The 14,369-nt window shown below is 73.3% G+C and carries 16 protein-coding genes; 3 read left to right on the forward strand and 13 right to left on the reverse strand.

Features of this window, described 5'->3' with window-relative positions; translation table 11 throughout:
* Positions 1-48: 48 nt before the first annotated feature.
* The 10 genes from ABZS80_RS04380 to ABZS80_RS04425 form a co-directional block, all read right to left on the reverse strand.
* Positions 49-1,077 (reverse strand): hypothetical protein, encoded by a 1,029-nt coding sequence (locus ABZS80_RS04380; protein WP_355054397.1) that lies wholly within the window; start codon positions 1,075-1,077, stop codon positions 49-51.
* A 10-nt stretch (positions 1,078-1,087) separates the two neighbouring features.
* Positions 1,088-2,656 carry a polyamine aminopropyltransferase gene (locus ABZS80_RS04385; protein ID WP_355054398.1) on the reverse strand — a complete coding sequence of 523 codons (1,569 nt, stop codon included), beginning with the start codon at positions 2,654-2,656 and terminating at the stop codon, positions 1,088-1,090.
* The gene (locus tag ABZS80_RS04390) at positions 2,653-3,429 is read right to left on the reverse strand and encodes a hypothetical protein (protein ID WP_355054399.1); all 777 of its coding nucleotides are present in this window, start codon (positions 3,427-3,429) and stop codon (positions 2,653-2,655) included. Before ABZS80_RS04390 ends, ABZS80_RS04385 begins: the two co-directional genes overlap by 4 nt.
* Positions 3,429-3,851 (reverse strand): DUF350 domain-containing protein, encoded by a 423-nt coding sequence (locus tag ABZS80_RS04395; protein ID WP_355054400.1) that lies wholly within the window; start codon positions 3,849-3,851, stop codon positions 3,429-3,431. Before ABZS80_RS04395 ends, ABZS80_RS04390 begins: the two co-directional genes overlap by 1 nt.
* Positions 3,852-3,879: 28 nt before the next feature.
* On the reverse strand, positions 3,880-4,305 hold the full coding sequence (locus tag ABZS80_RS04400) for a DUF4247 domain-containing protein (RefSeq protein ID WP_355054401.1): 426 nt from the start codon (positions 4,303-4,305) through the stop codon (positions 3,880-3,882).
* Complete coding sequence (locus ABZS80_RS04405; RefSeq protein WP_355054402.1) at positions 4,302-4,793, reverse strand: DUF2617 family protein; 492 nt, start codon at positions 4,791-4,793, stop codon at positions 4,302-4,304. The genes ABZS80_RS04400 and ABZS80_RS04405 overlap by 4 nt, the downstream gene beginning before the upstream one ends.
* Before the next feature lie 3 nt (positions 4,794-4,796).
* Entirely contained in the window at positions 4,797-5,429 is a 633-nt protein-coding gene (locus tag ABZS80_RS04410; protein WP_355054403.1) for a DUF4178 domain-containing protein, read from the reverse strand.
* A gap of 93 nt (positions 5,430-5,522) precedes the next feature.
* A complete protein-coding gene (locus tag ABZS80_RS04415; protein ID WP_355054404.1) occupies positions 5,523-5,903 on the reverse strand; it encodes a hypothetical protein in 381 nt (126 codons plus the stop codon).
* A 104-nt stretch (positions 5,904-6,007) separates the two neighbouring features.
* Positions 6,008-8,599, reverse strand: coding sequence for an ATP-dependent chaperone ClpB (clpB, locus tag ABZS80_RS04420; RefSeq protein ID WP_355054405.1), 2,592 nt, complete (start codon positions 8,597-8,599; stop codon positions 6,008-6,010).
* A gap of 85 nt (positions 8,600-8,684) precedes the next feature.
* Positions 8,685-9,800, reverse strand: a complete 1,116-nt coding sequence (locus tag ABZS80_RS04425) for a hypothetical protein (RefSeq protein WP_355054406.1) — start codon at positions 9,798-9,800, stop codon at positions 8,685-8,687.
* A 33-nt stretch (positions 9,801-9,833) separates the two neighbouring features.
* On the opposite strand from ABZS80_RS04425, the gene ABZS80_RS04430 reads away from it, so the two are divergent.
* The 3 genes from ABZS80_RS04430 to ABZS80_RS04440 all read left to right on the forward strand — a co-directional run bounded on the left by ABZS80_RS04430 (position 9,834) and on the right by ABZS80_RS04440 (position 12,149).
* Positions 9,834-10,334: a cation:proton antiporter regulatory subunit gene (locus tag ABZS80_RS04430; protein ID WP_355054407.1), complete on the forward strand. Its 501-nt coding sequence runs from the start codon at positions 9,834-9,836 to the stop codon at positions 10,332-10,334.
* Positions 10,335-10,341: 7 nt separating this feature from the next.
* Entirely contained in the window at positions 10,342-11,550 is a 1,209-nt protein-coding gene (locus tag ABZS80_RS04435; protein WP_355054408.1) for a cation:proton antiporter, read from the forward strand.
* Between the two features lie 170 nt (positions 11,551-11,720).
* Positions 11,721-12,149: a hypothetical protein gene (locus ABZS80_RS04440; protein WP_151465805.1), complete on the forward strand. Its 429-nt coding sequence runs from the start codon at positions 11,721-11,723 to the stop codon at positions 12,147-12,149.
* A gap of 122 nt (positions 12,150-12,271) precedes the next feature.
* Here the strand turns inward: ABZS80_RS04440 and ABZS80_RS04445 are convergent, their stop codons facing one another.
* The 3 genes from ABZS80_RS04445 to dnaJ form a co-directional block, all read right to left on the reverse strand.
* Positions 12,272-12,481, reverse strand: coding sequence for a hypothetical protein (locus ABZS80_RS04445; RefSeq protein WP_355054409.1), 210 nt, complete (start codon positions 12,479-12,481; stop codon positions 12,272-12,274).
* 169 nt (positions 12,482-12,650) lie between these two features.
* Positions 12,651-13,091: a MerR family transcriptional regulator gene (locus ABZS80_RS04450; RefSeq protein WP_355054410.1), complete on the reverse strand. Its 441-nt coding sequence runs from the start codon at positions 13,089-13,091 to the stop codon at positions 12,651-12,653.
* A gap of 31 nt (positions 13,092-13,122) precedes the next feature.
* Positions 13,123-14,304: a molecular chaperone DnaJ gene (dnaJ, locus tag ABZS80_RS04455; protein WP_355054411.1), complete on the reverse strand. Its 1,182-nt coding sequence runs from the start codon at positions 14,302-14,304 to the stop codon at positions 13,123-13,125.
* Positions 14,305-14,369 lie beyond the last annotated feature (65 nt).

Consider the following 14,369-nt stretch of genomic DNA (forward strand, 5'->3'; position numbering starts at 1 on the left):
AGGCCCACACAGTAGCGGCCCCGACCCATTGATGCCGCGCGCCGAAGGTCAGCTCGTGGACCCCTCCCCGGCCTCCCGTTGCAGCCGGCGGTACTCGGCGGTCACCACCGCGAGCAGGAAGAGATCCACGCCGAGCGCGAAGACCGCGCCGAACTGGTTGACCGTGAAGCTGAAGATCTGCCCGAACAGCAGGTCCACGAGGAGCGCGAGCTTGAACTGCCGGAAGGCCCGCGTCTGGTCGCTGGGCAGCAGCAGGGCGCCCCGGATGCTCAACACCGCGGTGATCAGCGCGGAGGCCGACACCCCGAGCAGGGCACCCCACTCGTCCTGGTCGGGCAGGTGGCCGGTGATCGCGTCGAGCAGGACCCGCAGCACGACGACGAACGGCTCGCCGACCACGTAGAGCACCACGATGGACACCACCCACCGGTGCGTGGTCATCCAGACCAGCGCGCGGCGGGCCAGGGCGACCCAGCGGTGCCAGAACCGGGGTGCGGGCGTTTCCCGTCGAGGCACCACGTCCAGCAGCCGGGTGACCGCCCCCTCGACCTCCGGCCCGCAACCCTGGACCATCCGCAGCACCGCCGCCCGGCGCCGGGCCGTGAGGCCGGTGGTGAGACCCCCGACCACGGTGTACAGCGCGTTCGCCGTGCGCTCCGGCCCGGAGAGCCGGGTCCGGCCGCGCAGCGCCTGGGTGAGCAGGACCAGCAGGGCGAAGGCGACATAGATGATGCTGGCGGCCGGGGCGTAGAAGTAGTCCGTCCCGGCGGTGACGAACTTGCCGACCTCGTCGATGAAGAGCCCGAAGCCCATCCCACCCAGGATGGCGCCCAGGATGCGCGCCACGCTGCCGAGGAAGATCAGCCCCACGGCCAGGCCCGCGGTCATCAGCAGTCCACCCCAGAGCACGTGCGCGATGTGCAGCCCGCCGCCGCCGAGCTGCGGAAAGCCGGTCGCCTGGAGGTACGCCCGGGTGACCAGCACGGTCACCACCCCGGCCAGCACGAACGCCTGAAGGTACGACGGCGCCTCCAGTGCCCGGGGCGGTCGCGACCAGCGGGACGGACGGGCGGGCATGGCTACGACGCTAGTAGCCGCGCCACTCCGCGCGGGCGTACTCCAGCACCCTGGGCTGCAGCAACGTCGAGGCGGGCACGTCCACCCGGGCCCGGTCGGCGGGGAAGGTGGCCGCCGCGGCGAGCACCGACGGGGTGAGGAAGCGCAGCGCCGGCGCGTCGGCGGGCAGCCCCAACGTGGGCGGCGTGCCGCCCGGCGCGGCGAGCACGAAGCCCCAGTCGCCGAAGCTCGGCACGTCCACGTGGTAGGGCACGGTGGCGAAGCCCGCCTCCCGGATCGACCGCTCGATCGACCAGTACGACCGGGGCGCGAAGTACGGCGAGCCGGACTGCACCACGAGCCGGCCGCCGGGGGCCAGCGCCGGCCGGATCAGCGCGTAGAACTCGACCGTGTAGAGCTTGGCGGTGGTCGTCTCGTCCGGGTCGGGCAGGTCGGCGACGACCACGTCGAAGCGTTCCGTGGCGGTCCGCAGCCAGCCGAACGCGTCGACGTTGAGCACCCGGACGCGGGGGTCGGCGAGTGAGTCGCGGTTCAGGTCCCGCAGCTGCGGCTCGGAACGGGCCAGCCGCACCACGGCCGGGTCGAGGTCGACCAGGGTCACCTGGCGCACGTCCGGGTACGCGAGGATCTCCCGCAACGCCAGCCCGTCCCCGGCGCCGAGCACCAGCACGTTGCCGTGCGGCCCGCGCATCGCCGGGTGGACCAGCGATTCGTGATAGCGGTACTCGTCGACCGAGCTGAACTGGAGGTCACCGTTGAGGAACAGCCGCAGGTCGGTGTCGGCGTGGCCGACCTCGCGCACCGACCGGGTCAGCACGATCTCCTGGTAGCGGCTGCGCTCGGCGTGCACCACCGGGTCGCGGTAGAGCTGCTGCCGTGCGGTCACCTCGAAGTCGTGCGCGGTCACCCAGGCGTACCCGAGGCAGAGCGCGACCACGACGGCGCCGGCGCCGAGCGCGACCCGGGACCGGCGGCCGAGGTCGGCGCGGAAGACCGTGCAGACCAGGGCGAGGCCGGCCACGGCGTTCACGGCGCCCACCACGAGGGCGCCCTTGAGCTGGCCGAAGACGGGCATCAGCAGGAACGGGAAGGCCAGCCCGCCGAGCAGCGCGCCGACGTAGTCGGCGGCGAAGAGGTCGGCCACGGCGCTGCCCGCGGCCTGCTCACGGATGCGTTGCAACAGCACCATGAGCAGCGGGATCTCGGCGCCGATCAGCAGGCCCAGCACGAACGCGGTGCCGACCAGCGCCGGCCCGTAGAGGTCGAGCCAGGCGAAGGCGGCGTAGAGACCGAGCACGGAGAGGCCGCCGAGCAGGGCCAGGGCCAGCTCGATAGCGGCGAACGCGGCCGCCGCCCGGGACTGGAACGGTTTCGCGACCAGCGCGCCGACGCCCATGGCGAAGACCATCACGCCGAGCACGATCGACGCCTGGCCGACCGTGTCGCCGATCAGGTAGCTGCCGAGCGCGACCAGGGCCAGCTCGTACACCAGGCCGCAGGCCGCGCAGACGAAGACCGCGAGCAGGACCGCCGCGCGGGCCGGGCGCCACCGCGGCCGCGCCGGCGCGTCGGTGGTCACGCCTTCTCCCGGGTACGCCCGGCGGCGCCCGCCCCGGCGCGCTGCGCGGGCACGACCACCCGCAGCTGCCGGCGGCGCTGCACCACGCCCACGGTGACGAAGAGCGCGGCGAGCAGGAGCAGCCCGACGGTGGCGAGCAGCCAGCCCCACCGGTCCCGCAGGTAGTCGCTACCGGCGTCGGGCAGCGGGGACGGGCTGGCCGCCGCCGGCACCGGGGTGTCGGCGGGTTCGGCCAGGCCGGCCTCGACGGCGAGCAGCGGCAGCATCACCGCGGCCCGGGTGACCGCCCAGCCGGGGTCGTCGACGAAGACGTCCTCGGTGAGCCCGAGCCGCCCCAGCCCGCTCTCGACCTGCCAGAGGTCGGCCGAGTCGATGTCCGGGGAGCCGGTCACCTCGATCCGCGCGAAGTCGTTGCTCTCGCTGCTCTCCGAGACGTACCCGATGTTGGCCGTCACCTGCACCCAGCGCGGGCAGCCCGGATTCTCCTCGACCGCGACCCCGTCGCCCAGGTTGGAGCCGACGTTGCGGGGGGCGGCGCCGTAGTCGTAGTAGTCCACCAACTCCCAGCCGTAGCAGAGGCCCTGCTCGGCGCTGGTGCGCTGGAGGACGGCCACGCTGTCGGCGCGCTCGTCGGCGGCCGGCGCCGGCACCGTGGTGTCCCCGCCGGTGTTGAGGACCCCCACCGCCACGCAGCCGGCGACGACCAGGGCGACGGCCAGCCAGGCGACCCAGGCGGTCTTCTTCTTCTTCGCCGCCCGCTTGCCGGCTGCCATCAGCTGATGGCGGCGGCGATGATCGCGCCGGTCGCCAGGTGCACGACTGCGGAGACCCAGACCGCGGGGTGCGGCTCCGGGTCGACCAGGATCTCACCGAGCTTGCCGGGGGTGGCCATGTCCAGCAGCAGGAACGACGCGGCCATGATGACCAGCCCGAGGATCCCGTACGCGGCCGCGCCCACCAGGCCGAGCGCGAAGTCGTCCGCGCTAGCGGCGATCGCGGCCACCACGATGATGCCCACGCCGGCCAGGTTCGAGGCGAGCAGCAGCGCGGCGTTGCGGTTGCGCTCGGCCCAGATCAGCTCGTGCAGCTTGCCGGGGGTGGCGAGGTCGACCAGCACGTAGCCGACGGCCATGAGGGCGACGCCGACCACGCCGTAGGCCAGCGTGACGAGCAGATCGGTGAGGAGGGTCTGCACAGGGGACTCCAGGATTCGTCGGGTCAGGTCACTTGCCGGAGCCGGGTCCGCCGCCGCGGACCGTGCTGCCTCGCCCCCAGCCCCAGTGGCTGCCCACCCGGGAGTGGTAGCGGGGGTACGCGGTGGTCATCCGCTCCAGCAGGATCACCGAACCGGCGGCGAGCGGCAGGATCACCACCGAGTCGTCGTCGTAGCGCAGGTAGACCCCGCTGCCGTCGACGTACTGGTCGGCCGGCTGCCAGGCGTCGGTGATCTCCTTCGACACCTGGCTGGGCGTCCGGTTCGACGTGTACGCGACCGCGTCGGAGCCGAGGTCCCGGCTGGTCGCGCGGCTGTAGCGGTCCTCCACGTAGCCCCGGGGCGAGAAGTTGCCGTAGAAGATCGCGAAGGCGGCGACCACGGCGCCGATGACGGCGAACGCCACCCCCACGACGAACCACCGTCGATACGTCACAGCGCCACCACCGTCTCGGTCAGGACCAGTTCGTTGGTCTGCGGATACGCGTGCCAGGTGCGCCAGGACACCGAGCCGGCCGGGGGCTCGGGGCGGACGGCGAGCGCGGTCACCGCGTCCTCGTCGCCGGGAAAGACCCCGACCAGCGCGTACGGGTCGTCGGCCAGGTCGGCGCGGAGCGCGGCGACCCGGGTACGCAGGCCGTCGCCCGCCGGCCGGAGCACCGTGGCGGTGAACCGGTAGCCGGCGGTCTCGTCGTGCAGGGCGTCCGGCAGGTGCGGGGGGCGGCCGGGCAGGCAGGCGACCGTCTCGGTGAGGTCGCCGCAGACCACCTGGTGCGAGGCGCCGAGCAGGCGCAACCGCAGCCGCAACCCGCCGGGCAGGGTCACTTCGCGCACGTGCAGGGCTGGGCGTTCGGGGCCGCCGAGGTCGAGGCTCAGGTCGGCGGCGCGGGTGTCGACGTACGGGGCCTGCAGGGCGACGAGCACGTCCTAGCCCACCTTCTCCGGGCCACCCTGCGGGTAGATCATCACCTCGGCGCGGCGCACCTGCTCGCCGAGGTTCACCTCCCAGCCCGCTTCCCCGTACGCCTCGAAGGAGAGCCGGGCCCCGCCGGGCGCCTGGTAGTCGTGGTAGCGCATGGTGCCGCGCGGGTCGAGGCCGGTGCCCTCGGTGGCGGTGAACTTCGCCTGGCCGGACTCGTCCCAGTTGTAGCGGCGGCCGGCGATCTCCAGCGTCGGCGCCCCGGGGGTGACGGTGGCCGACGGCTCGCTGGTCCAGAGCACCAGCTCCAGGTCCGGCTCCGACTCGACGGAGAGCCAGCGCTTCACCCCGCCGGCGTCGTCGAGCAGGTGCTCCGCCCAGCTCCAGCCGCCCTCGACCAGGTGCACCGAGCCGCGCACGGTGTAGGGCACCTGGCGGATCTCCACGATGTCGCCGGGCTTGAGCGCGCGGGGGTCGCCGCGCAGCGCGTCGGCGTCCCGGTCGCGGAAGGGATCACCGGGGGTGGCCTTCGGGCGTGGCGCGGACCGGGCCCTGCGCAGGGCGATCACGGCGATCACCACGCCGGCCACCCCGACCAGGCACCCCAACGTGGCCACCACGTACGCCAGCGAACCGTTCACGGCCGTCTCCCCCCAAGGTGTTTCGGCGGAGACGGTAACAACCCGACGCACGCGCGCCGAAGTGACGTTCGTTGAGTGAGCGGTCAGCTACGGTCAGGTGCCGGCGAGGCGTTCGGCGGCGTACTCGCGCAGGGTGGCGCGGTCCATGAGGCACCCGCTGAACGTGGTGAACTCGCCGTCGTCATCGCGCAGCCGTTCCCAGGCCGCCCGGCCGGCCGCCGGGTCGACCGTGTCCAGCAGCGTGGCCGCGTACGCCTTCCCGGCCGGTGACCCGTGCTTCAGCAGCCGGTCGACCTTCTTCCGGGCCGCCTCGGGATGCTCCCGCAGCGCCCGCTCCAGGTGCCGGTACGCGTCGGTCGCCGGCAGGATCTGCCCGGCGATGCCCACCCCGCCGAAGGCGAGGGTGTCGGCCCGCCGAAGCTCCTCGACGGCCGCGTCCAACTCCCGGTCCTTCTCCCCGATCCCGAACACCATGCCCTCACTCTTTCCCCGGCCGGCCACCACCGACCCTGTTGATCAAGAAGTTTGCGTCGGCCGATGTGCCGCAGCCGACGCAAACTTCTTGATCAACGCAGCTCTCAGGCCGTCGTGACCGTCAGGCCGTCCTTCGTGTCGGACAGGTCGACCTGCACCGTGTCGCCGTCGCGGATCTGGCCGGCCAGCAGGGCCTTGGCGAGCTGGTCGCCGATCGCCGACTGCACGAGGCGGCGCAGCGGGCGGGCACCGTAGATCGGGTCGTACCCGTGCTCGGCCAGCCACACCCGGGCGGCGTCGCTGATGTCCAGCGACAACCGGCGGTCCGCGAGACGGCGTCGCATCCGGTCGAGCTGGATGTCCACGATCGCCCGCAGGTCGGTGCCCTGGAGGGCGGCGAACACCACGATGTCGTCGAGGCGGTTGAGGAACTCCGGCTTGAAGTGCGACCGGACCACCGCGAGGACACCCTCCCGGCGCTGCTCCTCGGCCAGCGTCAGATCGCTGATCACCGACGACCCCAGGTTCGAGGTGAGGATCAGGATCGCGTTGCGGAAGTCGACGGTGCGGCCCTGGCCGTCGGTGAGCCGCCCGTCGTCGAGCACCTGGAGCAGCACGTCGAAGACGTCCGGGTGCGCCTTCTCGACCTCGTCCAGCAGGATCACCGAGTACGGCCGGCGGCGCACCGCCTCGGTGAGCTGGCCGCCCTCCTCGTAGCCGACGTAGCCGGGCGGGGCGCCGACCAGGCGGGCCACGGAGTGCTTCTCGCCGTACTCGCTCATGTCGATGCGGACCATGGCCCGCTCGTCGTCGAAGAGGAATCCGGCGAGCGCCTTGGCCAGCTCGGTCTTGCCCACGCCGGTCGGGCCGAGGAAGAGGAAGCTGCCGGTCGGGCGGTCCGGGTCGGCGACGCCGGCCCGGGCGCGGCGGACCGCGTCGGAGACTGAGGTGACCGCCTCGGTCTGGCCCACGACCCGGGAACCCAGCGTCTCCTCCATCCGGAGCAGCTTGGCGGTCTCGCCCTCCAGCAGCCGGCCGGCCGGGATGCCGGTCCAGGAGGCGACCACCGCGGCGATGTCGTCCGCCCCGACCTCCTCCTTGAGCATCGCGCCGTCGGCCTGGAGCCGGGCCAGCTCCTCCTCGGCCTGCTTCAGCTCGGTCTGGAGGGCGGGGATCCGGCCGTAGCGCAGCTCGGCGGCGCGCTCCAGCTCGCCGTCGCGCTCGGCCCGCTCGGCCTCGCCGCCGAGCCGCTCCAGCTCCTCCTTGGCGGTGGAGAGCTTGGTGATGTGGCTCTTCTCCAGCTGCCAGCGCTCGGAGAGCGCGGTGAGCTGCTCACGCTTGTCGGCCAGCTCCTTGCGCAGCCGGGCCAGCCGCTCGGCCGAGGCGGCGTCCGGCTCCTTGGCCAGCGCCATCTCCTCGATCTCCAGCCGGCGCACCGCCCGCTCGATCTCGTCCACCTCGACCGGGCGGGAGTCGATCTCCATCCGGAGCCGGGAGGCGGACTCGTCGACCAGGTCGATCGCCTTGTCCGGCAGGAACCGGTCGGTGATGTAGCGGTCGGAGAGGGCGGCGGCGGCGACCAGCGCGGCGTCGGTGATCCGCACGCCGTGGTGCACCTCGTAGCGCTCCTTGAGGCCGCGCAGGATGCCGATGGTGTCCTCGATGGTCGGCTCGCCGACCAGCACCGGCTGGAAGCGGCGCTCCAGCGCCGGGTCCTTCTCGATGTGCTCGCGGTACTCGTCCAGCGTCGTGGCGCCGACCATCCGCAGCTCGCCGCGGGCCAGCATCGGCTTGAGCATGTTGCCGGCGTCCATCGAGCCCTCGCCCTTGCCCGCACCGACCACGGTGTGCAGCTCGTCCAGGAAGGTGATGACCTGGCCGTCGGAGTTCTTGATCTCCTCCAGCACCGACTTCAGCCGCTCCTCGAACTGGCCGCGGTACTGCGCGCCGGCCACCATGGCCCCGAGGTCGAGCGAGACGAGCTTCTTGTCCCGCAGCGACTCCGGCACGTCACCCGCGACGATCCGCTGGGCCAGGCCCTCGACGATGGCGGTCTTGCCGACGCCCGGCTCGCCGATCAGCACCGGGTTGTTCTTGGTACGCCGGGACAGCACCTGAATGACCCGGCGGATCTCCGAGTCGCGGCCGATGACCGGGTCGATCTTCCCCTCACGGGCGCTGGCGGTCAGGTCGACGCCGTACTTCGCGAGCGCCTGGTAGGTCTGCTCCGGGTCGGCCGTGGTGACCCGCCGGTCCCCGCCGCGCACGGTCGGGAAGGCGGCGACCAGGTTCTCCTCGGTCGCGCCGGAGTTCTTCAGCGCGACGGAGACCGCGCCACCCACCCGCGCCAGGCCGGCCAGCAGGTGCTCGGTGGAGGTGTACTCGTCGCCCAGCGGCCGGGCGATCTGCTCGGCGGCGCCGATGGCGTTGACGAACTCGCGGGCCAGGGTGGGCTCGGCGATGCTGGAGCCGCGCGCCGCGGGCAGGGCGTCGACCGAACGCTGGGCGACCCGGCGCAGCTCGGCGGGGTCGGCCCCGACGGCGCGCAGCAGGCCGGCGGCGGTCGAGCCCTCGGTGTCCAGCAGCGACAGCAGCAGGTGCCAGGGCTCCACGGTGGCGTGCCCGCGCTGGTTCGCCAGCGCGACGGCACCGGTGATGCTCTCGCGGCTCTTGGTGGTGAGTCGTTCCGTGTTCATGGGCTCCCCCGGATCGGCGTGTCCACTGGAAAGGACACAACCAGAGTTGAGTCTATTCCGCTCAACTCCAGCGGTGTGACGCCCCTCACGACGCTTGTTGGTCCAGCACCACCCTGACCCAGCGCCGGTTGGCCGTCCAGCCCGTACCGAGCACCACGTCGTCCGGGCCACGCGCGGCGATCGTGCCGTCGTCCAGGACGGTGAGGTAATGCTCCCCGGTGAGCGGCCAGTCCACCCGGTAGTAGCGGCCGCCGGCCACCACGCCCACCCCGTCCGGGACGGTCACCGCGACCAGCTCGGCGCCGAGCGGCGCCACCGAGCGGGCCTGCGCGGGATGCCCGACCGCGCCGACCGGCGCCCACTCGGGGCCACCCACCAGCCGCCAGAGCGCCGGGAAGCCGGTCCGGTCCGGGCGCTCCCCGACCAGCCACGCGCCGCCGTCCGGGGCGATCACCACGCGCAGCACCCCCACCTCGTCGCCCCGCCAGGACAGCGGCGTCGACACCCAGTGCCGGCCCCCGTCCCGCGACACCGCGGCGAACGGCCGGCCGTCGCGCGCGCCGGCCGCCACCACCAGGTCCCCCGAGCCGCCGACGGTGTTCAGCCCGGGTACGGCCGGCTGGGCGGGCAACGGCCGCAGGGTGGCGCCGTCCCACTCGGCCACCGCACCGAGCCCCTCGGCCACCTGGAAGCGACCCCGGGCCGCCACCAGCGCCGCCGGTTCCCCGCCGGTGGTGTGGGCGAAGGTGACCCCGCCGTCGGTCGAGGTGTACCAGCCGTACGGCTCGGCGAGCAGCACGAGCGCCCCCGGTACGGCGTAGAGCTGCTGGCTCACCGCCACCGGATGAGGGTGCCGCAGGGCTCGCCAGGTGCGGCCACCATCCATGGTGGCGTAGAGCAGGGCGGCGGGGCAGCCGCCACGGGGCGGCGGGGCGTCGCAGGCGGCGACGAAGAGGGCGTACCCGTGCTCGGCGTCGGCGAACTCCACGAACGGGCGGTCGTACCGGCGGTCGACGGCGACCCGGACGTGGCGTACCTCGTCGAAGCCGACGGCCCGCGACGGCACCGGCGCGGTCGGCGCGGGCCGGGGGGACGCGGACGACCGGTCGGGTGGGTTCCGGCGGACGTCGCCGATCGAGCAGGCGGCGAGGGCCGGCACCAGCAGCAGACCGATGGTCGGGAGCACGCGGCGACCGATCATGGGGCCCCTCCTCCGCACGGTAGCCTTGCGCGGGTGCGAGTACGTGTCGAACAGACTGCCCTACCCGGGATCGGCGTCCGTCACGATCTGATGACGGAATCCGGCCGCCGGCTCGGCGTGGTCTCCCACCGCAATGGCCGCCGCGACCTGGTCCTCTACGACCCGGACGATCCCGACTCCTGTCAACACGACATACCGCTGACCGACGACGAGGCGGAGGCGCTGGCCGACATCCTCGGCGCGTCGCTCATGCTCGGCCAGCTCGCCGGGCTGCGCGAGCAGGCCGCCGGGCTGCTCACCGAGCAGGTCCTCATCCCGGCCGGCTCCCGCTACGTCAACAAGCGGCTCGGTGACACCAAGGCACGGACCCGCACCAGCGCCTCCATCGTCGCGGTGCTGCGTGAGGGCGAGGTGAACGTCTCGCCCGATCCCACCTTCCGGTTCCAGGCAGGTGACGTGGTCGTCGTGGTCGGCACCCGGCAAGGGCTCGACGGGGTCACCGCGATCCTCGCCGAAGCCGACCCGGACGGCTGAGGCGCGGATGCACGAAACCACCACGCTGCTCGTCGAAGTCGGCGCGCTGCTGCTCCTGCTCGGCCTGCTCGGCCGGCTCAGCCGCCGCTTCGGTGTCTCACCCATCCCGCTGTACCTGCTCGCCGGACTCGCCTTCGGTCACGGCGGCCTGCTGCCGCTCAACGCCAGCGAGGAGTTCTTCGCCGTCGGCGCGGAGATCGGCGTCATCCTGCTGCTCGTCATGCTCGGCCTGGAATACAGCGCCAACGAGCTGGTGGGCAACCTCCGCTCGGCCGCGCCGGCCGGCCTGATCGACGCGGTGCTCAACGCGCTGCCCGGCTTCGCCTTCGCCCTGCTGCTCGGCTGGGGCTGGGTGGCCGCCGTGGTGCTCGGCGGCGTCACCTGGGTCTCCTCGTCCGGCGTGATCGCGAAGGTGCTCGGCGACCTCGGCCGGGTCGGTAACCGGGAGACCCCGGTGATCCTCTCCGTCCTGGTGATCGAGGACCTGGCCATGGCCCTCTACCTGCCGCTGGTCACCGCGCTGCTCGCCGGGGTCGGCCTGGTCAAGGGCGGCATCGCGCTCGCCGTCGCGGTGCTCACCGTGGTCGTCGTGCTGGCCGTCGCGATCCGGTACGGCCACCTGATCTCCGCCGCGCTCTCCGCGAAGGACCCCGAGGCGCTCCTGCTCGGGGTGCTCGGCCTGACCCTGCTGGTCGCCGGGGCCGCGGCCAAACTCCAGGTCTCCGCCGCGGTCGGCGCGTTCCTGGTCGGCATCGCCCTCTCCGGGCCGGTGGCGCACCACGCCACCGAGCTGCTGTCGCCGCTGCGGGACCTCTTCGCCGCGGTGTTCTTCGTCTTCTTCGGCCTGGTGACCGATCCGCTGGACATGCCGCCGGTGCTGCTGCCGGCGTTCCTGCTGGCCGTGGTCACCATGGGGACGAAGCTGGCCACCGGTTGGCTGGCCGCCCGCCGGGCCGGGATCGCCGAGCCCGGCCGGTGGCGGGCGGGCTTCGCGCTCACCCCGCGCGGCGAGTTCTCCATCGTCATCGCCGGCCTGGCCGTCGCCGCCGCGCACCCGGTCGAGCCCCGGCTGGCGGCGCTCGCCACCGCGTACGTGCTGATCACCGTGGTAACCGGGCCGATGCTGGCCCGCCTGCCCGACCTGCCCTGGTTCAAGCGCTGGCTGCGCCGGCGCATGGCCGCCCGGCAACCGGTGCCGGTGGGAGTGGCCGACTGACCTCGGCCGGGCCGGGTCGGCCGTACGGCCGACCCGGCCCGGCCAACGGTTGCCGAATTGATTCCGGGAAGGTCTACCGCCACCCGGCGAAACCGCGTTAACGTGTCGCCCCAGCAGCCAGGGTCCGCGGGTGGCCGGTGCCCCCGCCAGCGCAAGCGGAAGGTCGGCCGGTGAGCGTGCAGGAAGAGACGTTCCACGGCTTCGCCAACCCCGTCGACCCCTCGCCCGCCGAGCTGAGGTCGTGGGCCTACCAGCCGGACTCGGTCCCGCTGACCTCCATGCCCCCGGACTGGGACCTGCTGGTCGCCGGGGACCACCTGGTGCAGACCCTCTTCGACCTGGCCATGGATCCGGCCTGTCCGGCCCGCCGGTTCGCCCTGCACTGCCTCTACATCTACGCCGCCGACGGCATCCGGACGAACTTCCGGGCCCACCCGAAGCGCCGCTTCCGCAAGCTCGTGGAGCAGGCCGAGCGGGCCGGCGACGAGCTGATGCGCAACTGGGCGCACAACAGCCGCGTGCTGCTCGCCCGGCCGGACCTCTTCGTCTACCGCGACTGGTGCGAGGGTGGCCTCGTGCGGGAGAACCGCCGGCTCTAGGTTTTGCCGCGGCGAACGGGCCGGGACCCCCTGCCAGCGTCACCGCGTCCCGGCCCGCACGGTCCTCTGGCGCGAACGGGCCGGGACCCCCCGTGGGTCCCGGCCCGCACGTCACGGATCGCTCAGCCGGTCGATCCGCCCTGCTTCCTGCGCCGCTCGTCGTCCCTGGCGCGGTCGACGCCGTGGTCCACCTGGTCGGCGAAGCGCCCTTCCTTGACCTTGTCGGTGAAGCGCCCCTCGGTGACCCGGTCGAATTGCTCCCGGACGTTCTGGGCCACCTGCTCCAGCCGTTCCTCCGCCCGTTCCGCCACCTTCTTCGCCGATTCCGCCATGGCTCCCCCTGCCAGTTCGGAGTCCGAATTGAGTCGGTTGGCCGCATTCACAGGCTAGCCAATCCGTCCCTGCGGCACTCCGCTTTCGCCCCAACCGCCGCCCCCGCCGGCGCACGGAAAAAGCCGGCGCGGCCCGGGGTGGGCGCGCGCCGGCCTGTGGTTCGTGGGGTCAGCGGTCGGGGGTGCGGCGGGGGCGCCAGACGACGAGCGCGGTGGAGGTCCGGTTGGTGGGGACGAGGTCACCGCGGGAGAACCCGCCCAGCGACTCCAGCTCGGCGATCCGGCGGTACGCGGCGTCCAGCTCCGCCTCCAGCCGGGCCACCCGCGCCTGGGCCTCCTCCAGCAACCGTTCCAGGTTGATGATCCGCTTCACCCCGGCCAGGTTGATCCCGTCGTCCTGGCTGAGCCGCTGCACCTCGCGGAGCAGCACCACATCCCGGACGCTGTACCGGCGACCGCCGCCGGCCGCCCGGCCGGCCTGCACGAGGCCCAGCCGGTCGTACTGGCGCAGCGTCTGCGGGTGCATCCCCGCCATCCGGGCCGCCACCGAGATCATCAGAACCTTGGCCTCGTAGGCAGGGTCACCCGAGCCGACGAACTCCTGTGACATCCCCGCTCACCTCCGCTGCCTCGTCACCCGGTCAACTGAATCGACGCACCCGCGCGTCGAGATGTTCCCGCGCCGCCGGCGGGGTCTGCGCGGCGAACGTCTCCAGCGCCGCCCGCGCCTCGTCCGACAGCGTCGCGGGGACCACCACGTCGAGGGTGACCAGCAGGTCACCAGAGCGGCCGTCCCGGCGTACGACGCCCTTGCCCCGGGCGCGCAGCACCCGCCCGCTGGGCGTACCCGGCGGCACCCGCAGCGTCACCGTCCCGTCCAGGGTCGGCACCCGCAGGTCGGTGCCGAGCACCGCCTCCGCGAACGTGATCGGCACGGTCAGGGTCAGGTCGTCCCCGGTGCGCCCGAACAGCTCGTCCGGGCGGACCTTGACGTGCACGAACAGGTCACCCGCCGGGCCGCCCCGCTCGCCGGGCTCGCCCCGGCCGGCCAGCCGGATGCGCTGGCCGTCGGCCACTCCGGCCGGGAAGCGCACGTTGAGCGTGCGGGTCTTGGTGACCCCGCCGGTGCCGTGGCACTCCGGACACTTCTCCTCGACGACGGTGCCCACGCCCTGGCAGTTGCGGCAGGGCTCGGAGAAGCTGAACGACCCCTGGTTGCGGGTGGTCACCCCGGCGCCGTGGCAGACCGGGCAGGCCACCGGCTGGGTGCCCGGCTTCGCCCCGTTGCCGTGGCAGGTCTCGCACACCCCGGGGGCGCGCAGCGTCAACGGGAGGGTGACACCGCGAACCGCGTCGGGGAAGTCCAGCGCCACCTCGGTCTCGACGTCCCGGCCCCGGGCCGGGCCCCGCGGGCGGGCCGCGCCGCCGGCGCCCCCGCCCGTGAAGATCGAGCTGAACAGGTCGCCCAGCCCGCCGCCGCCGAACCGCGCCTCGCTGCCGCCCGCCCCGCCGAACAGGTCGGACACGTCGAACGGCATGCCGCCGGGCTGGCCCGCGCCACGGGCGTTGCGCCGGAAGGCGCCCGAGCCGAAGAGCGACCGCATCTCGTCGTACTCGCGGCGCTTCTTCTCGTCGCCCAGCACGGCGTACGCCTCGGAGACGGCCTTGAACCGCTCCTCGGCCTTCGGGTCACCGGGGTTGTGGTCCGGGTGCGACTCCCGAGCCAGCTTCCGGTACGACTTCTTGATCTCGTCCGAGGAGGCGGACTTCTCCACGCCCAGCGCGGCGTAGTAGTCCTTCTCGATCCAGTCCTTGGAACTCACCGGTCCACCCCCTTCCACGGGACGTACCCCGGTCGTCCCGCCCGCCCGGCGTGGGCGGGCGGGAC

Source organism: Micromonospora sp. NPDC005305 (assembly GCF_040607315.1).
Taxonomy (GTDB): Bacteria; Actinomycetota; Actinomycetes; order Mycobacteriales; family Micromonosporaceae; genus Micromonospora.

Bases quoted from the DNA above. Each gene is read 5' to 3' on its own strand.
- ABZS80_RS04380 (WP_355054397.1), bottom strand. From the start codon at position 1,077: ATGCCCGCCCGTCCGTCCCGCTGGTCGCGACCGCCCCGGGCACTGGAG.
- ABZS80_RS04425 (WP_355054406.1), bottom strand. From the start codon at position 9,800: ATGATCGGTCGCCGCGTGCTCCCGACCATCGGTCTGCTGCTGGTGCCG.
- ABZS80_RS04450 (WP_355054410.1), bottom strand. From the start codon at position 13,091: ATGTCACAGGAGTTCGTCGGCTCGGGTGACCCTGCCTACGAGGCCAAG.
- ABZS80_RS04435 (WP_355054408.1), top strand. From the start codon at position 10,342: ATGCACGAAACCACCACGCTGCTCGTCGAAGTCGGCGCGCTGCTGCTC.
- ABZS80_RS04415 (WP_355054404.1), bottom strand. From the start codon at position 5,903: ATGGTGTTCGGGATCGGGGAGAAGGACCGGGAGTTGGACGCGGCCGTC.
- clpB (WP_355054405.1), bottom strand. From the start codon at position 8,599: ATGAACACGGAACGACTCACCACCAAGAGCCGCGAGAGCATCACCGGT.
- ABZS80_RS04390 (WP_355054399.1), bottom strand. From the start codon at position 3,429: ATGGCAGCCGGCAAGCGGGCGGCGAAGAAGAAGAAGACCGCCTGGGTC.
- ABZS80_RS04445 (WP_355054409.1), bottom strand. From the start codon at position 12,481: ATGGCGGAATCGGCGAAGAAGGTGGCGGAACGGGCGGAGGAACGGCTG.